We start from the raw sequence: 20943 nt of genomic DNA, 5'->3' as shown, positions 1-20943 counted from the left end.
CGGAAGTATCACTTATGCGTTCTTCATCTCTTCAATTTCTTGGCTTGTCATTTGTTCTCGCCAAATATTTGCGCCAAGACCTTTAAGCTTGTCTACTATATTTTCATAACCTCGATCAATATGCTCAAGTCCGGTTACTTCTGTAATTCCATCCGCCATTAACCCTGCAATAACAAGAGCCGCTCCAGCTCGCAAATCACTTGCTTTCACTTTTGCGCCTTGCAATAAAACAGGACCAGTTACAATTGCCGAACGACCTTCCACTTTAATTTGTGCATTCATACGACGTAATTCATCAATGTGTTTAAAGCGTGCGCCGTAAATCGTATCCGTTACAACACCCGTTCCGTGCGCCTTTGTTAAAAGCGTTGTAAATGGTTGTTGTAAATCTGTTGGGAATCCTGGATATACAAGCGTTTTTATATCAACTACTTTTAACCTTCTATTACCGTTCACTGTAATTTGGTCATCGTTCGTTTCAACTTGGACACCAGCTTCTCTTAACTTCGCTGTAACTGACTCTAAATGCTGAGGAATCACATTATCAACCGTTATTTCTCCTCCTGATGCAGCTCCTAAAATCATATACGTACCCGCTTCAATACGATCCGGAATGATCGTATGGTGACAACCGTGCAGTGAATCCACACCATCAATTCGGATTACATCTGTGCCCGCACCTTTAATGCGTGCACCCATGCTTGTTAACAATGTAGCTACATCAATAATCTCTGGTTCTTTCGCTGCGTTTTCAATAACAGTTCTACCTTTCGCTCGCACAGCTGCTAGCATAATATTAATTGTAGCTCCTACACTAACAACATCTAAATAAATACGTGCCCCGTGCAATTCATCTGCTCTTAAATAAATCGCACCCTGTTCATTCGTAACATGTGCACCTAACGCTTCAAATCCTTTAATATGCTGATCAATAGGCCTCGGTCCTAAATGACATCCACCTGGAAGCCCAATAACAGCTTTTTTAAAACGGCCAAGCATCGCACCCATTAAATAATAAGAAGCACGCAATTTTTTCACTTTTCCATTCGGTAAAGGCATTGCAACCATGTTAGAAGGATCGACTATCATCTCTTCCTCCTGTCCATAAGCTACTCTTCCTCCAATCTCCTCTAGCAAGTCTCCTAACATTTTCACGTCCGAAATATTAGGGACACCACCAATAGTTACTGGAGTATCTGCTAAAATTGTCGCTGGAATTAGTGCAACGGCGCTGTTCTTTGCACCACTCACTCGAATTGTTCCATTTAAAGCTCTTCCGCCTTCAATTAGCAATTTTTCCATATTGAGCTCCCTTCTTGTGAATGTATTTACTTTCTATATCCTTATAGAAAGCTCCCCTTAAGAATCTCAATCACTCTTTCCACCCTAACACTCAATAAATAGGAAACCATTATCTTCATTTCTCCCGTAGTACGAATAGATAAAGATTAACTATTCATCGAATTTACATTATCAATTTAGATACATTATCACATTTATTAATAGGACTATGCACATTATTTTCTATTTCAAAAACAAAATGATAAAAATCTTTCGACTTGTTCACGCTTTCATTATACAACGAAAGGAAACCGTCTAAAAGACTAGACGGTTTCCAAAACGGAATTTTATTCTTACGCTTTACCGTTAGAACCGAATTCACGCATTTTACCAGCAACAGTTGCTTTAATAGCGTCGCGGCCAGGTCCAATATATTTACGAGGATCGTAAACTTCTTGGTCTTTGCTTAATGCTTCACGAACAGCTTTTGTAAACTCAATTTGGTTCTCAGTGTTTACGTTAATTTTTGAAGTACCTAAAGAAATAGCTTTTACGATATCAGCAGTTGGGATACCAGTACCACCGTGTAATACTAAAGGTACGCCAGTGAAGTCACGAACTTGTTCCATTTCAGCGAATCCTAAGTTAGGCTCACCTTTGTAAGGACCGTGTACAGAACCTAAAGCTGGAGCTAGGCAATCGATACCTGTTGCTTCAACAAGGTGCTTACACTCTGCTGGATCAGCGTAAATTACGCCTTCAGCGATGATGTCGTCTTCTTGTCCGCCAACTGTTCCAAGCTCAGCTTCAACAGATACGTTACGAGCGTGTGCGTATTCTACTACTTTTTTAGTAGTTTCAACGTTTTCTTCGAATGGGTGGTGAGAAGCGTCGATCATTACAGATGTGAAACCTGCATCGATTGCTTCTTTACATTTTTCGAAGCTTGAACCATGGTCAAGGTGAATCGCTACAGGAACAGTGATGTTCATTTCTTCGATTAAAGCTTTAACCATAGCTACAACTGTTTTGAAACCAGTCATATGACGAGCTGCACCCTCAGATACACCTAGGATTACAGGAGACTTTTCTTCTTCCGCAGCAGCTAAGATAGCTTGAGTCCACTCTAAGTTGTTCATGTTGAATTGACCAACTGCGTATTTTCCTTCTAGTGCTGTGTTTAGCATTTCTTTCATAGAAACTAAAGGCATGGTGAATCCTCCTAAAAAACGTTTTTTGTATCCGATAAGTTCTTATCGCTGGTAGTATGACCAGAATAAGGTAAAATATGTATATTTACATACCGGACTTTTTTCTACACTCAATAGGATAACAACTTGTACTCAAAAACTCAACCGTATTCACCTGCTCAATAGTCCATGTAAACGCTTTTTTCCATATTTTTTATAAAAAATTCATTTTTTACGCCTCTACAGCAAGCTGTTCTCTCACCGCTTGACGAATCTCATCAATATCAAACGGTTTAGCAAAGTGCATTAAAGCTCCTAAATCTTTCGCTTCTTGGATCATATCAAGCTCTCCATAAGCAGTCATTAAAATTACTTTAATACTCTCATCAATTTCCTTTACATGTTTTAAAATCTCTATACCATCCATACCTGGAATTTTCATATCTAACACTACTAAATCTGGATTATCTTTTTTCACGATATCTAAAGCTTGAAATCCATTCGCTGCTTGGAATGTCTGATAACCTTCTTTTTGGAACACTTCATGTAATAGCACACGAATGCCATATTGATCATCAACGATTAAAATTTTACCTTCCATAACTCCCAACCTTTCTGTGTAAATACAAGATTTAAAGCTTCTTATATCTTAACGATTAATTTTCGCTATTCTTTGGCAAATTCCTTCCTATTCTTTCTTATTTTACCGTTTCCTATTTTGTTATGCTACCCTTCGATTTCACCTTTCTAAAAAAATAAACTATAATGAAAGCCGGTAAACACGTACGAAAGGGAGTAACATTATGTTAAAAATTTTTTCAACTCAATTAAGTGGTTATTTCTCCAGAGTTTCTCAAAAAGAAGAAATGAATATAGAAGATAGCGCCCGTCTACTTGCTCAAGCATTAGTTGGCGACGGTTTCATTTATTTACATGGTACAAATGAAATGGAGGGCGTTGTCGCTGAAGCATTATTCGGTACTGAGCCAATGAAGCAAGCAAAACGATTATTTGAAAATGGTAAAGAAGTAGAAGTAACTTCTGCAGACCGTGTACTTCTTATTAGCCGTTTTTCAACAGATGAAGAAGTTGTAGCAATGGCAAAAAAACTTCAAGCTGATGGACACTCTATTGTCGGCATCTCTGCTATTCAAGAAGGTACTGAATCACTAGAACAATATACAGATGTACATATTGATACTAAGCTGTTAAAAGGCCTTATTCCAGACGATGAAGGCAATCGCTACGGATTCCCAAGTTTAATGATAGCTTTATTTGCATATCATGGGATCAAATTTACAATCGATGAAATGTTAAATGAATATTAAAAAAAGCGCCCTATTTCAGGCGCTTTTTTTATTACTTGCTCTCTTTATTCGTAATAGAAGCACTTACGAAGTCATGGAACAATGGTTGTGGACGGTTTGGACGAGATACAAGTTCTGGATGGAACTGTGCCGCCACGAACCAAGGGTGGTCTTTTAATTCAATGATTTCAACTAGACGACCGTCTGGGCTTGTACCAGAGAATACAAATCCTGCTTTTTCCATATCCGGACGGAATTGATTGTTGAACTCATAACGATGACGATGACGCTCATATACAACCGGCTCGTTGTAAGCATTGTAAGCATTTGTTTCTTCAGCAAGCTTACATGGGTATAGACCAAGACGAAGTGTGCCACCTAAGTCTTCTACATCTTTTTGTTCTGGTAATAAGTCAATGATTGCATAAGGTGTGTCAGGATTAATTTCAGAAGAGTTAGCTCCTTCTAATCCTAATACGTTACGTGCGAATTCGATTGATGCAAGTTGCATACCTAGGCAAATTCCTAAGAATGGAACTTTGTTTTCACGAGCATATTGAATTGCAACGATTTTACCTTCTACACCACGATCGCCGAATCCACCAGGTACAAGGATACCATCTGTGTCACCAACTAATTCTTGTACGTTCTCTGGTGTTACGTGCTCAGCGTTTACCCATTTCACTTCTACATCTGTGTCGAATGAATAACCCGCATGACGAAGTGCTTCTACAACAGAAATATATGCATCTTGAAGCTCTACGTATTTACCAACAAGAGCAATTTTTGTTTTCTTAGAAAGGTTACGTACTTTATTAACTAGCGCAGTCCACTCTGTCATATCTGCAGCTGGATTGTCTAATTTTAAGTGATCGCAAACGATTTGGTCCATATTTTGTTCTTGAAGAGATAATGGAACCGCATATAAAGTATCTGCATCGCGTGCTTCGATAACTGCTTTTGTATCAATGTCACAGAATAATGCAAGCTTGTCTTTCATATCTTGAGAAACAGGCAATTCTGTACGAACAACGATAATATTTGGTTGAATACCTAAGCTGCGAAGCTCTTTAACGCTATGTTGCGTTGGTTTTGTTTTCATTTCACCCGCTGCTTTTAAGTACGGGATTAACGTACAGTGAATGTACATTACATTGTCACGACCGATGTCGCTCTTAATTTGACGGATTGCTTCTAAGAATGGTAGAGACTCGATGTCACCAACAGTTCCACCAATTTCTGTAATAACAACATCCGCGTTTGTTTCGCGACCAGAACGGTATACACGCTCTTTAATTTCGTTAGTAATGTGAGGAATAACCTGAACTGTTCCTCCTAGGTATTCACCACGACGCTCTTTTTGAAGAACTGAAGAGTAAATTTTACCTGTTGTTACGTTGCTGTATTTGTTTAAGTTGATGTCAATGAAACGCTCATAGTGACCAAGGTCTAAATCAGTTTCTGCACCATCATCTGTTACGAATACCTCACCGTGTTGGTATGGGCTCATAGTCCCTGGGTCTACGTTAATGTATGGATCAAACTTTTGAATCGTTACGTTTAAACCACGATTTTTTAAAAGTCTTCCAAGAGATGCTGCTGTAATACCTTTTCCTAAAGACGATACTACACCGCCTGTTACAAAAATATACTTAGTCATGAAAAAGCTCCCTCCTATTTTGCTGTTATATAATCACCGTTGCAAAGCGCAACGTATGTAGATAACACTGTATCCATCTTATTGTTAGACTCTTTTTATTTTCTAAACAAAAAACAAAAAAGAAAATTGCTCCCCTCATCACATAAAGTAATAAGTAGGGAGCAATTTTCTTTTATATTTACACTTTAAAAGTATTATCGTCCTTTTTTAAAGAGCCCAAAAATGATTCTACATGGACGATAATGAAAAGTCAAGAACTACAGTTCTTCCTCTTCTTCTTCTTCAGCTTCAGCTTCATCGTACTCAAGTTCTTCTTCGGCGAAGTCATCGTCATCATCTTCATCTAAATCATCAAGATCATCGTCGTCTCCGTCTTCTTCTTCAAGAACCTTGTCCAAATCTTCTACCTCTTCTTCATTTGCGTCTGCATCGTCGAAGTCTTCATCTTCTTCGATGTAGTCGTCAAAACCGTCCTCTTCAACTTTACGTTTCTTCTTCGGTTTTGGCTGAGGTAAGATTTCTTCATCAATTTGCTCATATGGGTACCAGCTACGTAGTCCCCAACGATTTTCTCCTAAATTAATGAAACGTCCATCGATGTTTAAATCTGTATAAAATTGTGCGAGTTTCGCATTAACTTGCTCTTGAGATAGTCCCAGCACTTGAGCGATTTCTCGAACCAACTCGTTGAATGTCGTTGCTTGTCTTTTATCCCCTAAAACGCTATGTACAACTTCAATCATTGAACATTCTTTTAGCTCTTCTGGTGAATATTGCTTAAAATTCACTTATGCGGCACTTCCTTTCTTCAAATATAACCTTATATATAACGGTCTGCTTAAAAAAATCCATACTATTCATTATAAACAAAAGTCGCACAAATATGCTACAAAAAAAACGGGAAACTTTAATATGATAATAAAATTATAATTTGTCTATTCCTTATTTCGGAAACATATGCGCTCCTTGCAGTACATACCTAATTTGCATTTCTGTATATTCTTCAAGCGTATACAGTTTTTGCAGGGCCCAACGTCTAAATCCCCACATTTGTCCTTGTATGAAAATGTTATGTGCAAGAAGCTGTATCTCTTTTTTATTTAATGTAAATGTCCCATTTTCTGTACACTGCTCTAAAATATTCTCAAACATTCCGACCATTTGAAACTCTTTTTCTAATACATATGGGAGTGATTCTTTCGGTAAAAAACGTACCTCTTGATACATAATTAATACTTCTTCTTGCAATTCATCCATCACTTTAAAATAATTCTTTATCGCTATCTTTAAGCTTTCTATACTTCCCTTCTCTGTACACACTACTTCCTCTAATCTTTCTTTTACATGTTCATAAATACTATCACAAACTAAATATAAAACATCATCTTTTGTACGAATGTACTCATAAAGTGTTCCAATACTAAACCCAGCCGCCTTCGCAATCTCTCTCGTTGTTGTACGTGGGAACCCTTTTTGCTTAAACAATTGCACCGCACCTTTAATCATTTGTTCACGTCTTAACGCAACTAATTTTTCATCTTTCACGGACGCATGTACATTATGTTTAACCATCCCCTTCACCTCTCTCTATTATTTTTTGGAAGGAAAAAGCGTAGGAAAATACCTACGCCTTTGCTCCTACTTCGTTAACATACGAGAAATTACAAGCCTTTGAATCTCTTGTGTTCCCTCATATATTTGTGTAATCTTTGCATCGCGCATATAACGCTCTACTGGATAATCTTTCGTATAACCGTAACCACCAAATACTTGTACCGCTTCAGTCGTCACCTTCATCGCTGTATCGCCTGCAAATACTTTTGACATCGCTGACTCTTTCCCATACGGAAGCCCTTCCGATTCAAGCCAAGCCGCTTGATATGTTAGAAGACGCGCCGCCTCCACATCCGTTGCCATATCTGCAAGTTTAAAGCCAATTCCTTGCTGCGCCGCAATTGGTTTCCCAAACTGATGACGCTCTCTTGCATACTCTACAGAAGCATCTAAAGCCCCTTGCGCAATACCGACTGCTTGCGCGGCAATACCATTACGGCCGCCATCTAATGTTTGCATCGCAACTTTAAATCCTTGCCCCTCTTCCCCTAGTAGGTTCTCTACAGGAATACGGCAATCTTCGAACATAATTTCAGTTGTTGGTGAAGAGCGAATCCCTAACTTGCTTTCCTTCTTCCCAACTGAAAATCCTGGTGTATCACTTTCCACAATAAACGCGCTCGTACCACGCTGCTTCGATTCGGGATCAGTTAACGCAAAAACAACATAAATATCAGCAATACCGCCATTTGTAATAAAGATTTTCGATCCATTTAAAATGTAATGGTCTCCATCTCGTTTCGCAGTTGTCCTCATTCCGCCAGCATCTGAACCAGAACTTGGTTCCGTTAAACCGTATGCGCCAATTTTCGCTCCTTCTGCCATCGGTCGTAAAAATTTTTGCTTTTGTTCTTCCGTTCCAAATTTAAAAATTGGCCAACCAGCAAGTGAAGTGTGTGCAGACAGCGTTACACCTGTTGAAGCACAAACACGAGATAATTCTTCGATAGCAATTACATACGCTAAGTAATCGCTTCCAATTCCGCCGTATTCTTCAGGCCACGGAATGCCGGTTAAACCAAGCTCTGCCATTTGATCAAATAGTGCACGATCAAATCTCTCTTCTTCATCACGCTCAGCTGCTGTCGGTGCTACTTCGTTCTTAGCAAAATCCCGAACCATTTTTCTTATCATTTCATGTTCTTCTGATAGTTTAAAATGCATTCCCGTCTCCCCCTTGTCCTTTTATAAAGCTCGACTAATAACAAGTTTCTGTATCTCACTCGTTCCTTCATATATTTGCGTGATTTTCGCATCACGGAAAAATCGTTCTACTGGATAGTCTTTCGTATAACCGTAACCACCAAATACTTGCACCGCTTCAATCGCAACTTCAACAGCCGTCTTAGAAGCGAATAATTTCGCAATAGAAGCTTCTTTACCGCATGGTAATCCTTGCGCTCTTAGCGATGCCGCTCTGTATACAAGTAATCGCGCTGCTTCTACACTAGTCGCCATATCTGCAAGTTTGAATCCGATTCCTTGCTGCGCCGCAATTGGCTTGCCGAATTGCTCACGCTCTTTCGCATAATCAATCGCACATGCAAGCGCCGCTTCCGCGATTCCTAATGCCTGCGCTCCGATTCCAATTCGTCCAACATCTAAATTCGCCATTGCCACCTTAAATCCTTGTCCTTCTTCACCAAGTAAATTCTCGGCCGGCACTTTCATATCTTCAAACGTAAGTTGTACCGTGCGAGAACCAAGAAGTCCCATTTTATGCTCATCTTTGCCGATAACTAAGCCTGGTGTATCTTTCTCTACTATAAATGCAGAAATCCCACTTTTTCCTGCCTCTGGATTTGTAGAAGCGAATACAATGTATGTACTTGCTTCACCGCCATTTGTAATAAATACTTTCGATCCATTAATAATGTAGTGATCGCCTTTCTTTACAGCTCTTGATTTCAAACTCCCTGCATCTGATCCTGCATTTGGTTCTGTTAATGCAAATGCACCTAAATATTCGCCAGTCGCAAGTTTAGAAACATATTTCTGCTTCTGTTCTTCTGTTCCAAAATATAAAATCGGGTTCATTCCAACTGACGTATGTACAGCTAAAATTACACCAACCGTTGCACTTACCTTTGAAATTTCCTCAATTGCTAAAATGTAAGAAATAAAATCCATTTCTGCCCCGCCATATTTTGCAGGCGCTGGAATACCCATTAGTCCAAGCTCACCCATCTTCTGCAAAATCTCTTTCGGGAACACCCCTTGTTCCATACTAGGAACAAAGGGAGCTATTTCCTTCTGCGCAAAATCTCGAACCATTTTCCTCATCATTTGTTGCTCTTCAGTAAAATGAAAGTTCATGTACTCCGCCTCCGTTTGCTATATATCTTTTTAATAATTTGGTAAGACCACTATTTTAATAAAAGGAGGACTTTATTCGTAAACGTAGAAACCACGGCCTGTTTTACGTCCTAACCATCCTGCGTTCACATACTTGCGTAATAATGGACATGGGCGATATTTACTATCTCCTAATCCTTCATGCAACACTTCCATAATGTATAAACATGTATCTAAACCGATAAAATCAGCTAATGTAAGTGGTCCCATCGGATGATTCATACCTAGTTTCATTACTTCATCAATCGCTTCTTTCGTCGCTACACCTTCATATAACGTATAGATCGCTTCGTTAATCATCGGTAATAAAATACGGTTCGATACAAATCCTGGGAAATCATTTACTTCGACTGGCACTTTCCCGATTTTTTTCGTAATATCTTCAATTGTTTCATACACCTCATCATCTGTAGCTAAACCACGAATAATTTCAACAAGTTTCATAACTGGAACTGGATTCATAAAATGCATGCCAATTACTTTTTCTGGGCGTTTCGTTACTGCTGCAATTTCAGTAATTGGTAGAGAGGACGTATTCGTCGCTAAAATTGCGTGTTCTGGAGCGATTTCATCTAGATTCGCGAAAATTTTCTTTTTAATGTCCATTTTCTCAACAGCCGCTTCAATAACAAGATCCGCTTCCTTCACACAATCTAAATCAAGCGTTACTGTAAGGCGATTTAACGTCGCTTCCTTTTCTTCTTCCTTCATGCGCCCTTTTTCTACTTGACGCGCTAAGTTTTTCGTAATAATAGCCAATCCTCTGTCTAATTTCTCTTGTTTTAAATCTTGTACCTTCACATCATATCCTGCCATTGCACATACTTGTGCGATTCCCGAACCCATTTGTCCTGCACCAATTACAACTATTTTTTGTACACCCATTCTTTCTTCCCCCTTAATATAAATTGTTAATAAATCAAAAATCACCTACACGTAAATTAACAAACTTCAATCATAATTGCGTCACCTTGACCGCCACCGCTACAAATAGAAGCAATTCCAATTCCGCCGCCGCGCTGCTTCAGTGCGTGGATAAGTGTAACGATAATACGCGCTCCACTTGCTCCAATTGGATGTCCCATTGCCACTGCGCCGCCATTTACGTTCAATTTATCTGGGTCAATTCCTGCAATCTCTGTACTTGCAATTGCTACCGCTGCAAATGCTTCATTAATCTCGAATAAATCGATATCTTCAATTGTCTTGCCTGTTTTTTTCAACAATTCGTTAATTGCATAACCTGGCGTTCTTGGGAAATCTTTAGACTCCACTGCAATTGCTGTATGTGCCAAAATTGTCGCTAATGGCTTTCTTCCTTCTTGCTTTGCTCTGTCTTCGCTCATTAATACGAGCGCAGCACCGCCATCATTTAGTCCAGGAGCATTACCCGCTGTCACTGCCGACGTCTTATCAAATACAGGTTTTAATTTCGCTAATTTTTCAATCGTTGTATCCGCGCGTGGCGCCTCATCTTTTGCAACGACAATAGGATCGCCTTTTCTTTGTGGAATCGTTACTGGCACGATTTCCTCTTCAAAACGTCCTTCTTTATGCGCTGAAACCGCACGCTGATGGCTACGATAAGCCCATTCATCTTGCGCTTCGCGAGAGATTCCATCTTCCTTCGCAACTTCTCCGCCATAAACACCCATGTGTATACCTGAAAATGCGCATGTCAAGCCGTCAGCAACGTTTAAATCGATGATTTCGTTGTTCCCCATTCTGTATCCCCATCTTGCACCTCGTAAAATGTAAGGACTGTTACTCATCGACTCCATACCGCCAGCTACAATTAGTGATTGATCGCCAGTACGAATAATTTGATCCGCTAACGTAACCGCACGAAGCCCTGATGCACAAACTTTATTCACTGTTTCCGTCTGTACTTCCCAAGGGATTCCAGCAGCCCTCGCAGCTTGGCGCGATGGAATTTGCCCCTGTCCCCCTTGAATAACCGTTCCAAATATAACTTCCTCAACATCACTAGCAGAAACATTTGCTCTCTCAAGCGCTGCTTTAATTGCAATTCCCCCAAGTTCTGTCGCCTTCACGTCTTTTAAAGATCCTCCAAATTTCCCAACCGGTGTTCTTGCAGCACTTAAAATAACTGTTTTACTCATATCTATTTCCCCCATCTCTTTTTTTAGCACCGAGCGCTCGCTCGGTGTTCTTACGTTGAGAAGAGGTGCAACGATTGCACCTCTCTCTAAAGTTGTATTCATGCTTGCAGATTACATCGCTTCTTTCTTCTGTCCGATAACAGAGCGTTCTAAAATCTCTGTTACATCAAGAGTTTGAACCTTCTCTTCTACTTCTTTCGCTTTCGTCCCATCGCTAATCATCGTTAAGCAATATGGACAACCTGTACCGATAATGGATGGTTGCACAGCTAGTGCTTGTTCTGTACGAGCAACGTTAATACGTGAACCTGCTGTCTCTTCCATCCACATTAAGCCACCACCTGCGCCACAGCACATTCCGGTTTCACGGTTACGTGCCATTTCTACAAGATTCACACCAGGAATTGCTTTCAAAATATCGCGTGGCGCTTCGTATACTTCGTTGTATCTTCCTAAGTAACAGGAATCATGGTACGTAACTGTTTCCTCAATAGCGTGAACAGGTTTTAAGCGTCCTTCCTTCACCCACTGAGCTAACAATTCTGTATGATGATAGACTTCTGCTTGCAAGCCAAAGTCTGGATACTCATTTTTAAATGTGTTATAAGCGTGAGGATCAATCGTAACGATTTTCTTCACTCCTGCTTTTTCAAATTCCTCGATATTCTTTGTCGCCATCTCTTGGAAGACAAATTCATTTCCAAGACGTCGCGGTGTATCTCCAGAATTCTTTTCTTTATTACCAAGTATCGCGAATGAAATACCTGCTTCGTTCATTAACTTCGCAAACGATATCGCAATCTTCTGACTACGATTATCATATGATCCCATTGAACCAACCCAGAATAAATATTCGAACTCCTCGCCAGCTTTCGATTTTTCTTTTACAGTTGGAACCGTTACTTCATCATCACCTTGGCGCCAAGTTTCACGCTCTTTACGGTTCAGTCCCCACGGATTCCCTTGACGCTCGATATTTGTCATCGCACGCTGCGCTTCCGCGTCCATCTTTCCTTCTGTTAGAACGAGATAGCGGCGTAAATCAATGATTTTGTCAACATGCTCATTCATAACCGGACACTGATCTTCACAGTTACGGCACGTTGTACAAGCCCAAATCTCTTCCTCTGTAATAACATCTCCGATTAAACTCGGATCGTAAGCAAGCGTTGTAGCTGCTGATTCTTGTTGCCCTTTCCCAGCTGCCATCATCGCTAACTGATTTCCTTGTGTATTATTAAAAGCAACTACTGGAACCCACGGTGCTTTTGATGTCACTGCTGCTCCTTTATCAGTTAAATGATCGCGAAGTTTTAAAATTAAATCCATCGGCGATAACATTTTCCCTGTCCCTGTTGCCGGGCACATATTTGTACAGCGACCACACTCTACGCAAGCGTATAAATCAATAAGCTGATTTTGTCTAAAGTCTTCGATTTTACCAACACCAAATGTTTCTTGCGTTTCATCTTCAAAGTCAATCTTTTCAAGTTTCCCTGGATTTGAAAGACGTCCGAAGAAAACGTTAACTGGTCCCGCAATTAAATGCGCGTGTTTTGATTGTGGAACATACACTAAAAACGTTAACAAAATTAGTAGATGCACCCACCAAGAGAAATAGAACACAGAAATGGCTGCGGTTTCATTTATCCCCGAGAAAACGTAAGCGATTGCAGAAGCGATCGGTTCACTCCATGAAAGCTCCTCGCCGTGCCATATAATTCCCATCCCATTACCGAGTAGCACAGAAATCATTAAGCCACCAATAAAGATAAGAACAAGGCCTGATTTGAAATTACGTTTTAAACGAACTAGCTTCTCAACATAACGTCTATGAAAAGCCCAAAAGACTGCAATTAAAATAACAAGTGTGACAATTTCCTGGAAGAATGTAAATGCAGGGTATAGTGGTCCAAGTGGAAGATGTGATCCTGGTGCGAGTCCTTTCCAAACGAAGTCAATTGCTCCAAATTGGACAAGAATAAATCCGTAAAAGAACATAACGTGAATAATGCCGCTCTTCTTATCTTTCAGCAGCTTTTTCTGACCGAAAACATTGACCTTAAGGAGATCCCAACGCTCTTTAAAACGACGGTCAAATTCAATCTTTTTTCCTAACTGTATGTAGGCCATCCTCGTCCGTATAAGATACACAAACAAATATCCCGCATAAGCAATAACAGCAATGGCAGCCAGCCAATTAATGATCAGTAAGCTATTCATTTTTATGCTACCCCTCTCTTTGTAAGCTCTCTTTATTTTTTAGAATCTTCAAAAACATATAATTTTCTGAATTTTATCCCCTGTCTTCATTATATAATGAGTGAGCATTCAGTCAACAGTTTTTTGTTATACAACAACATATTTTTTAATAAAGCTGTTTATTTCGGTGAAACTATAAAGTGAAACTTTAATCCGTAGGGGGTTGTTTCCTCTCGCCTGATTCCTTTAAGTAAGCCTAATTTTTAAGTAGGAGGCTTACCGCCCCTTAATATGGGATAAGGTGAAGCCAATCGGGATTTTCCGGGCAGCCAGTAAAATGAAGGCGAAAAGAATGCAAAGGAGGGAATTCACTTATGTTCTTCTTATCTCTCTTGTTAATATGCGTTACTCTTTGGATTACAATTGACCTTTTATATGGGAGGATTCTTCATTTAAAGCGTGTGCGCTCTCGTACTTTCCCTTTACGTCAAAGTAATTTTCACCTTTATACATACGGTCAAGATTTATATGATGCTTTATTTACTGATATACAACAAGCAAGGCACCATGTGCACGTTTTATTCTTCATTGTAAAAAACGATAAAATCAGTCGTGAATTTTTAAAGTTACTTATCGATAAGGCACAGGAAGGAATTGAAGTAAGACTTTTACTCGATCGATTGGGAAGCCATTATTTATCAAACGAGGCAATTCGTTCCCTACAAAAACACGGCGTCTCTTTTTCATTTTGTCATAAAGTGAAATTTCCTTTTCCGTTCTTTTCTGCAAATCAAAGAAACCATAGAAAAATTACAGTTATTGACGGGAAAATTGGTTATATTGGTGGGTTTAATATTGGAGAAGAATATTTAGGGCATAATCAAAAATTAGGATTATGGCGCGATTATCATTTACGCCTTACAGGAGAAGGAATACAAGATTTACAAAAGCAATTTTTACATGATTGGCTCGACGATACGAACCAAAATTTATTAGATTCACCTCTTTATTTTCCTAAGCAACAACCAGGAATCATTCTACATCGTTTTATCCCTACTGATGGTGCCTATTTGCAAAATACATTTTTACATTTAATCGAAAGTGCGGAAAAAGAACTCTTTATCGGTACACCATATTTCATTCCTGGGAAGAAAATTATGAATGCATTATTAAAAGCGCGAAAACGTGGGGTCCAAATCACGGTTCTCGTTCCAGAAAAAGCGGATCACGCCCTTGTTCGCGAAGCAAAATTCCCATATTGTCGAAAGTTAATACAAGCTGGGTGTAATATTTACGCATTTCAACAAGGTTTTTTTCACGCTAAAGTTATTATAGTCGATGATTATATTTGTGATATTGGAACTGCAAACTTTGATATGAGAAGTTTATATATTAACCATGAAATCAACTGCCTTTTATATGATAAACATTTTATACAAACAGTAAAAAACAAATTCCATGAAGATCTAGAAAATGCGTCATTACTTTCCTTTAAAGATGTTAGCCCGCATTCTCTTATTGATAGGGGAAAAGAATGGGTAGGAACGATACTTGCTTTCTTTCTATAGGAAAGATAATGGATAAAGGAGATGTATTCATTATGATTATGCGTTTCGGATATGTCTCACATGCAATGGCACTCTGGGACTGTTCTCCGGCTAAAACGATGACATTTACAAGCTTTCAAAAGCTTAATAAACAAGAACGAGAAGATAAATTATACGATGTTACACGGCAAAATCTCGAGCATACAATACGTATTCTTCATTACAATATAGCGCATGAAATTCCATTATATCGCTTATCTTCTTCCATCGTCCCACTTGCAACGCATCCCGAAGTCGAGTTTGATTATATCGGTGCATTTACACCGTTTTGGCGTAAAATTGGGGCATTAATTAAAGAACACAATTTACGAGTAAGTTTTCATCCAAATCAATTTACGCTATTTACAAGCGACAAGCCACATATTACAACTAACGCTATTACAGATATGGCCTATCATTATAAAGTATTAGATGCAATAGGAATTGCAGATTCTTCTTATATTAACATCCATGTAGGTGGTGCCTATGGAAATAAAGAACAAGCAGTTGGACGTTTCCATGAAAACATAAAAAAACTTCCTGCACATATAAAAGAGCAAATGACGCTTGAAAATGATGATAAAACATATACAACTGCTGAAACTTTATCGATTTGCCAAAAAGAAAAGATTCCATTCGTATTTGATTATCATCATCACATGGCAAACCTTTGCGAGGAACCGCTAGAAGTGTTACTCCCTGCAATTTTTGAAACTTGGTCACATACAAATGTCCCTCCTAAAGTTCACATTTCCTCCCCTAAATCAAAAAAAGAATTTAGGGCTCACTCTGAATATATTGATTTAGAGTTTATTAAGCCTTTCTTACACATTGCAAAAAAAATCAACCATAATTTCGATATTATGATTGAAAGTAAACAGAAAGATTTAGCAATGCTGCAATTAATACATGAATTATCCTCTATAAGAGGGATAAAAAGAGTAAATAGCTCAACATTACAATGGTAAATTGTAATGTTGAGCTATTTTTTTCAAAAAAAGTAATTTTTATAGTAAAAAACAACCTATTGTATATGCTATGATTGGAATTAGCATTTTCCACCTGCGATTCAACTTTATTGAAACGGAGCCATAATATGATTAATCAAAAAAAATATGTACACTTTGTCACGATGTATATAATTATATTTTCCCTTTGGATATTTCTTATCCCTAAGGACTTGAATATAAAAGAAATTGGAATTCTCTTCTTATTTTGTTTTGCTGCACTCTTTTCTTGCTATTGCTTATATAAAGCTATTAAGAAAATGAAGCGTAGTGATAAATTATTTTGGGTTTTATTACTCTGCACTTGCATATGCGGACTAACTATGGAAATAACTTTATTCCTTCATTCACTTTCTATATATGATCAAGTCATATTCTCATATAAGGCATTGCCCTTTTTCATCATACAATATATTTTGCTCTTTTCTGGGTTTGCTATCAAATTCATAAAACATTACTCTATTAGAGGCCTTGCTCAATTTTCATTCGATAGCATCTTTATTGTTATTATGAATATTTATTTTACCTTAACTTTTATTTTGGACCTCTCAAGCTTTCGTATGTTAACAACAGATCACTGGGTTTTAATTGGATACTTTATTGCACAAGCATTAGTAATTTACGCCGTTATTAGCCTATATAGACGAGAACAATATTCTGCTAGCAGAATTTCATTAATTATCGGTTTTACTATCATACTTGTGTACGGGTATATACATCTGTTCCAACTAAACATGGGGATGAAAACTTCTTCTGAAGTCTCTTATTTAGTACATACTGCTTCAATTTTATTAATTGGTTTATCTTCCATACTATACATTTTGGACAAACCAATGCAGCATGAAACGAAAACAAAGTATTATCGATTTGATTATGTGCGCTTTATATTACCCTATTTCAGTATAATCATTACTTTTTCCTTTATTCTTATTCAACCTTGGGATGATAAGTTCATGCTAATCGGTCTAGTATTATCACTCATCTTATTATTCCTACGACAACTTTACATGTGGAAAGATAATCAAGCACTAATCGATACATATGAACAGTTGACTACACAACTAGAAGGCAAAGTAGAAGAGGGTGCATCTGCGTTATCAAAGAGTGAACAACGCTATAAATCATTATTCGAAGATCATCCTGATGCCGTTTTCTCTTTAAATATGGATGGTATTTTCCAACAATCTAATACAGCTTGTGAAAGCTTATTTACTGCCTACTATTGTGAAGTAGAAAGCTATTCTCTTCTACACTTTATTGACTCAAAAGACCATGATCTACTAAAGAAAGCTTTACAAATAACAAAAGAAGGTAGACCACAAACTTTAGAAGTTCGCACAAAAGAAAAAGAAGGCTATTACTATTACCTTCACGTTACACTCATCCCTACTTTCATAAACAAAGAAGTTGTTGGGATGTTCGGCATAGCACGTGATATTACAACTTTATATGAAAAACAAAAACAAGTAGAACATTTAGCCTTTCATGATGCACTGACTGGATTACCAAATCGCCGAAAGTTTGAAAAAGATTTAAAGAACATTTTAAATATAGCTCAAACTAGCGCAAATGATGTTGCCGTCATGTTCCTTGATTTAGATCGATTCAAAAAAATTAACGATAGACTTGGTCACGACGTCGGAGACCTATTATTAATTGAAGTAGCAAAAAGGTTACGCAGTTGCTTGCGTTCGAAGGATATCGTTGCTCGCCAAGGCGGAGATGAGTTTACAATTCTATTACCAGATATGTACTCAGAAAAAAGTGCTGCTTTTATAGCTGAACAAATTTTAACCATTTTAAACAAACCATTCTTCATTAAAGACGAAGAACTATCTATTACACCGAGTATCGGTATTGCCATGTATCCTGATTACGGAACCGATGTTACTGAATTAATGAAAAATGCCGATATGGCTATGTATCGCGCGAAAGCAAATGGGAAAAACAGATTTGTTTTCTTCTCAAAAGAAATGAGTATCGCCCAAAATGAAATTCAATTCTTAGAAGGCGAACTTGCAAAAGCATTACAACAAAATGAATTTTTCCTTGAATATCAGCCACAAGTAAGTACGAAAACAAAACAAATTATCGGTTTTGAAGCATTAATTCGTTGGAAGCACCCAAAACTCGGCATCGTGTCTCCTGCCCAATTCATTCCTCTAGCGGAGGAAACCGGATTTATTATTGAACTTGGAAATTGGATTTTACGTACGGCTTGCTTAGAGGCAAAAAGATGGCATAATCAAGGGTTTTCTCACTTAAAAGTTGGTGTGAATTTATCTGTTGTTCAATTTAACCATGCAGATTTAATCCCTACTATTTCAAAAGTGTTAGAAGAAACCGAACTAAAATCAGAAGCACTAGATATCGAAATCACAGAAAGTATCGCAATTAATCAAAATCAATCTGTCATTTCCAAACTAGAACAGCTTCAAAATCTCGGTATTCAAATTTCAATCGATGACTTTGGAACTGGTTATAGTTCTTTAGCTTATTTAACAAAATACCCAATCAACACATTAAAAATTGCTCGAGAGTTTATTTGCGGAATTACAAATAGTCCTTTAGAGGAAGCGATTATCTCCTCCATCATTACACTATCTAAAGAACTAAATTTAGAAGTTATTGCAGAAGGTGTAGAGACGGAAGAACAATGGAAGTTTTTATATGAACAAAACTGTGACCACATTCAAGGATTCCTTATTAGCAAGCCTGTTTCTAGTAAAGACGTTTGGATGTTACTACACAAAAAAACAACCGTCTAAGTAAGACGGTTGTTTTTTAATATTCAAAAGGTAGATCTCCAGCTAATTGTACCTCTTGATCATTATGAGAAATTACTTGGCTTTTCTCTAATGCTGTATCACCTAATGAAATACCCCATGCCATTGCTAACGTTAATAGGCTACCAATAAGTAGTTTCTTCATATTCCATCACCCACATTTTTTATTTTAATATATCATGAAATTTTATCCATATCCTATGCAATTATGCATATCCATTTTTTGGGTTATCTATCTACTGATTTTATCTGCGAGCGCTTCTTTATATGCATGCATTTCTAATATATCAAAAAAGAAACTTGCCTTTTTATATGCATCTTCAATCTCTACCTCATCATACCCCAATTTTCCTAGGCATTCGCCTCTTTGATAATATAGCTGTCCAATTAATGCCATACTATTAATTCGGCATGATATTTCAATTGCTTTATTCACTTGATAAAGTGACCCTTCATATTGCTCGTCTAAGTATAATGCTTTTGCATGATTATATCTTACCTTCACGTCGAATTCTTCATTATCATGCAATGTCTCTAATTGTTTTAATATATCTTCAAATAACTCAATACTTTTCTTAAAATAATTATTTTCAGCATAAATATTTGCAATTGCATTCTCTATATAGAGATTTTGGTATACGTCTATTCCAGCTAATTGTTGGTTTAACAATTTTTTTAATTCTAAAATACAATATTCGTAATCGATTTTCTTCAATATGTAAGCTGCTACATGATATTGCCATTGAAGAAACTGCTGGAATTCAGGATGATATTCTTCCTTTTTTAGCTCATTCCATACTCTATTATAAATCTCTTTATATTTTTTTTGCTTACACAGCATAATGACTTGATCTTTAAACTGTTTTTTTCTTTCAATATCAGAATAAATAAGTACCTCATAAAAGTGAATAATGGGAACTTGTAACTTCGCTGCAATGCCTTGCAATATATCCATACTTGGGTATACCGCGCCCGATTCAATTCGACTCACTTCCGATTGATGACATATGTTATCGGATAACTGCTTTTGTGTTAATCCTCTCATCACCCTAATTTTCTTAATTTCACTTCCTAGTTTTTCTGCGTGCATACTTACTCACCATCCCATTATAACAATCTAATTTTTTAAGTTGTCATACCACTACAATAATGTGAATTCGACAATTTTTGATATGAAATAATGCATAATATATATAAAATTCGGCAAATTTTTCATACAATCCATCTCACATAATATAATAGACTAGTAATTTTATAGATAAATTATAGAAAATTTGCCCGTGCTTTCGTTACATTCGGTCTTCTTTATCCTTTATCAGCAGAAGCTATTCACACCCAAGAATTAGATAGAAATGAAGTAAAAGTTGAAATCGCTCAGCCTAGTTTAACGATTTAAAAATTAACACAACCTCAAAATGATATAAAAATATATGGCGAAAAAGTATTTAAAGGGTGAGATAAACGAGGCTAAAGCTCAACAAGAGTGAGTGACAACTGAAATGAATGTAGATTCCCAACCTACAAATAAAGAAACAAAAGAAAATCAAACCGAAGTTCACCTTGCACAAACTTACAAAAATTACAAAGTATATTGCCAAGATTTTATTGTAAAAGTAGATAAAAATGGAGTAATTACAACTGTTAGTGGTAAAATTGTCCAAAATTTAGACCAACAACCTAATCTTACTATAACAAATTTTTTGTCGAAAAATGAAGTAAAATCTAAATTACGCGATATACTTCAAATTCTGAGCGATGCGACTGCGACGAAACTCTCTATTGAAATACTTGTTTATAAGAAAAAAAGAAGTTTACCACTCATAGGTAAACTT

The 20943-nt window shown here is 37.5% G+C and carries 17 protein-coding genes and 1 pseudogene; 5 read left to right on the top strand and 13 right to left on the bottom strand.

Annotated elements, in window-relative coordinates; all coding sequences use genetic code 11:
* Nucleotides 1-12: 12 nt before the first annotated feature.
* From murA to spo0F, 3 genes are all read right to left on the bottom strand, one after another.
* On the bottom strand, nucleotides 13-1302 hold the full coding sequence (gene murA, locus CER22_RS04115; RefSeq protein WP_088608230.1) for a UDP-N-acetylglucosamine 1-carboxyvinyltransferase: 1290 nt from the start codon (nucleotides 1300-1302) through the stop codon (nucleotides 13-15).
* A gap of 332 nt (nucleotides 1303-1634) precedes the next feature.
* Nucleotides 1635-2492, bottom strand: coding sequence for a class II fructose-bisphosphate aldolase (locus CER22_RS04110; protein ID WP_001131858.1), 858 nt, complete (start codon nucleotides 2490-2492; stop codon nucleotides 1635-1637).
* Between the two features lie 211 nt (nucleotides 2493-2703).
* A complete protein-coding gene (gene spo0F, locus CER22_RS04105) occupies nucleotides 2704-3072 on the bottom strand; it encodes a sporulation initiation phosphotransferase Spo0F (RefSeq protein ID WP_000398593.1) in 369 nt (122 codons plus the stop codon).
* Between the two features lie 202 nt (nucleotides 3073-3274).
* Here spo0F and CER22_RS04100 point away from each other — a divergent pair, with 202 nt between their 5' ends.
* A complete protein-coding gene (locus CER22_RS04100; protein ID WP_088064869.1) occupies nucleotides 3275-3799 on the top strand; it encodes a DUF2529 domain-containing protein in 525 nt (174 codons plus the stop codon).
* A 31-nt stretch (nucleotides 3800-3830) separates the two neighbouring features.
* Here CER22_RS04100 and pyrG read toward each other — a convergent pair whose 3' ends face one another.
* The 8 genes from pyrG to CER22_RS04060 all read right to left on the bottom strand — a co-directional run bounded on the left by pyrG (nucleotide 3831) and on the right by CER22_RS04060 (nucleotide 13753).
* Nucleotides 3831-5438, bottom strand: a complete 1608-nt coding sequence (gene pyrG / locus CER22_RS04095) for a CTP synthase (protein WP_000170450.1) — start codon at nucleotides 5436-5438, stop codon at nucleotides 3831-3833.
* A 257-nt stretch (nucleotides 5439-5695) separates the two neighbouring features.
* Nucleotides 5696-6226, bottom strand: a complete 531-nt coding sequence (rpoE, locus tag CER22_RS04090; protein WP_048542705.1) for a DNA-directed RNA polymerase subunit delta — start codon at nucleotides 6224-6226, stop codon at nucleotides 5696-5698.
* 154 nt (nucleotides 6227-6380) lie between these two features.
* The gene (locus CER22_RS04085; protein WP_048542708.1) at nucleotides 6381-7010 is read right to left on the bottom strand and encodes a TetR/AcrR family transcriptional regulator; all 630 of its coding nucleotides are present in this window, start codon (nucleotides 7008-7010) and stop codon (nucleotides 6381-6383) included.
* A 66-nt stretch (nucleotides 7011-7076) separates the two neighbouring features.
* Nucleotides 7077-8216, bottom strand: a complete 1140-nt coding sequence (acdA, locus tag CER22_RS04080) for an acyl-CoA dehydrogenase AcdA (protein WP_088064870.1) — start codon at nucleotides 8214-8216, stop codon at nucleotides 7077-7079.
* A 21-nt stretch (nucleotides 8217-8237) separates the two neighbouring features.
* Nucleotides 8238-9368, bottom strand: a complete 1131-nt coding sequence (locus tag CER22_RS04075) for an acyl-CoA dehydrogenase (RefSeq protein WP_087985984.1) — start codon at nucleotides 9366-9368, stop codon at nucleotides 8238-8240.
* Nucleotides 9369-9440: 72 nt separating this feature from the next.
* The gene (locus CER22_RS04070; RefSeq protein WP_088608229.1) at nucleotides 9441-10292 is read right to left on the bottom strand and encodes a 3-hydroxybutyryl-CoA dehydrogenase; all 852 of its coding nucleotides are present in this window, start codon (nucleotides 10290-10292) and stop codon (nucleotides 9441-9443) included.
* 56 nt (nucleotides 10293-10348) lie between these two features.
* Nucleotides 10349-11632 (bottom strand): acetyl-CoA C-acetyltransferase, encoded by a 1284-nt coding sequence (locus CER22_RS04065; protein ID WP_097889523.1) that lies wholly within the window; start codon nucleotides 11630-11632, stop codon nucleotides 10349-10351.
* Nucleotides 11633-11641: 9 nt separating this feature from the next.
* Nucleotides 11642-13753 (bottom strand): heterodisulfide reductase-related iron-sulfur binding cluster, encoded by a 2112-nt coding sequence (locus CER22_RS04060; protein ID WP_001086763.1) that lies wholly within the window; start codon nucleotides 13751-13753, stop codon nucleotides 11642-11644.
* Nucleotides 13754-14106: 353 nt separating this feature from the next.
* Here CER22_RS04060 and cls point away from each other — a divergent pair, with 353 nt between their 5' ends.
* From cls to CER22_RS04045, 3 genes are all read left to right on the top strand, one after another.
* Nucleotides 14107-15300, top strand: coding sequence for a cardiolipin synthase (gene cls, locus CER22_RS04055; RefSeq protein WP_088608228.1), 1194 nt, complete (start codon nucleotides 14107-14109; stop codon nucleotides 15298-15300).
* Between the two features lie 32 nt (nucleotides 15301-15332).
* Entirely contained in the window at nucleotides 15333-16286 is a 954-nt protein-coding gene (gene uvsE / locus CER22_RS04050) for a UV DNA damage repair endonuclease UvsE (protein ID WP_141542779.1), read from the top strand.
* 128 nt (nucleotides 16287-16414) lie between these two features.
* Nucleotides 16415-19093 carry a DUF4084 domain-containing protein gene (locus tag CER22_RS04045; protein WP_088608227.1) on the top strand — a complete coding sequence of 893 codons (2679 nt, stop codon included), beginning with the start codon at nucleotides 16415-16417 and terminating at the stop codon, nucleotides 19091-19093.
* 16 nt (nucleotides 19094-19109) lie between these two features.
* On the opposite strand, the gene CER22_RS04040 is transcribed toward CER22_RS04045, so the two are convergent.
* Both CER22_RS04040 and plcR read right to left on the bottom strand, forming a co-directional pair.
* Nucleotides 19110-19256 (bottom strand): quorum-sensing peptide PapR, encoded by a 147-nt coding sequence (locus CER22_RS04040; RefSeq protein WP_000734732.1) that lies wholly within the window; start codon nucleotides 19254-19256, stop codon nucleotides 19110-19112.
* An 87-nt stretch (nucleotides 19257-19343) separates the two neighbouring features.
* Entirely contained in the window at nucleotides 19344-20201 is an 858-nt protein-coding gene (gene plcR / locus CER22_RS04035; RefSeq protein WP_087985989.1) for a transcriptional regulator PlcR, read from the bottom strand.
* 168 nt (nucleotides 20202-20369) lie between these two features.
* On the opposite strand from plcR, the pseudogene CER22_RS04030 reads away from it, so the two are divergent.
* A pseudogene (locus CER22_RS04030) lies at nucleotides 20370-20916 on the top strand (M4 family metallopeptidase); the annotation flags it as partial.
* Nucleotides 20917-20943: the final 27 nt, after the last annotated feature.

Source organism: Bacillus sp. K2I17 (genome assembly GCF_002209985.1).
GTDB lineage: Bacteria > Bacillota > Bacilli > Bacillales > Bacillaceae_G > Bacillus_A > Bacillus_A wiedmannii.
The sequence above is the reverse complement of the archived record's forward strand: the minus strand, read 5'-3'. Positions and strand labels throughout refer to the sequence as shown.

What these genes read in the sequence shown, in the direction of transcription:
- CER22_RS04085 (WP_048542708.1), bottom strand. Translation starts at nt 7,010, where the DNA reads ATGGTTAAACATAATGTACATGCGTCCGTGAAAGATGAAAAATTAGTT.
- uvsE (WP_141542779.1), top strand. Translation starts at nt 15,333, where the DNA reads ATGATTATGCGTTTCGGATATGTCTCACATGCAATGGCACTCTGGGAC.
- pyrG (WP_000170450.1), bottom strand. Translation starts at nt 5,438, where the DNA reads ATGACTAAGTATATTTTTGTAACAGGCGGTGTAGTATCGTCTTTAGGA.
- CER22_RS04070 (WP_088608229.1), bottom strand. Translation starts at nt 10,292, where the DNA reads ATGGGTGTACAAAAAATAGTTGTAATTGGTGCAGGACAAATGGGTTCG.
- CER22_RS04100 (WP_088064869.1), top strand. Translation starts at nt 3,275, where the DNA reads ATGTTAAAAATTTTTTCAACTCAATTAAGTGGTTATTTCTCCAGAGTT.
- cls (WP_088608228.1), top strand. Translation starts at nt 14,107, where the DNA reads ATGTTCTTCTTATCTCTCTTGTTAATATGCGTTACTCTTTGGATTACA.
- CER22_RS04060 (WP_001086763.1), bottom strand. Translation starts at nt 13,753, where the DNA reads ATGAATAGCTTACTGATCATTAATTGGCTGGCTGCCATTGCTGTTATT.
- CER22_RS04110 (WP_001131858.1), bottom strand. Translation starts at nt 2,492, where the DNA reads ATGCCTTTAGTTTCTATGAAAGAAATGCTAAACACAGCACTAGAAGGA.
- murA (WP_088608230.1), bottom strand. Translation starts at nt 1,302, where the DNA reads ATGGAAAAATTGCTAATTGAAGGCGGAAGAGCTTTAAATGGAACAATT.
- acdA (WP_088064870.1), bottom strand. Translation starts at nt 8,216, where the DNA reads ATGCATTTTAAACTATCAGAAGAACATGAAATGATAAGAAAAATGGTT.
- CER22_RS04040 (WP_000734732.1), bottom strand. Translation starts at nt 19,256, where the DNA reads ATGAAGAAACTACTTATTGGTAGCCTATTAACGTTAGCAATGGCATGG.
- spo0F (WP_000398593.1), bottom strand. Translation starts at nt 3,072, where the DNA reads ATGGAAGGTAAAATTTTAATCGTTGATGATCAATATGGCATTCGTGTG.
- CER22_RS04075 (WP_087985984.1), bottom strand. Translation starts at nt 9,368, where the DNA reads ATGAACTTTCATTTTACTGAAGAGCAACAAATGATGAGGAAAATGGTT.
- plcR (WP_087985989.1), bottom strand. Translation starts at nt 20,201, where the DNA reads ATGCACGCAGAAAAACTAGGAAGTGAAATTAAGAAAATTAGGGTGATG.
- CER22_RS04065 (WP_097889523.1), bottom strand. Translation starts at nt 11,632, where the DNA reads ATGAATACAACTTTAGAGAGAGGTGCAATCGTTGCACCTCTTCTCAAC.
- CER22_RS04045 (WP_088608227.1), top strand. Translation starts at nt 16,415, where the DNA reads ATGATTAATCAAAAAAAATATGTACACTTTGTCACGATGTATATAATT.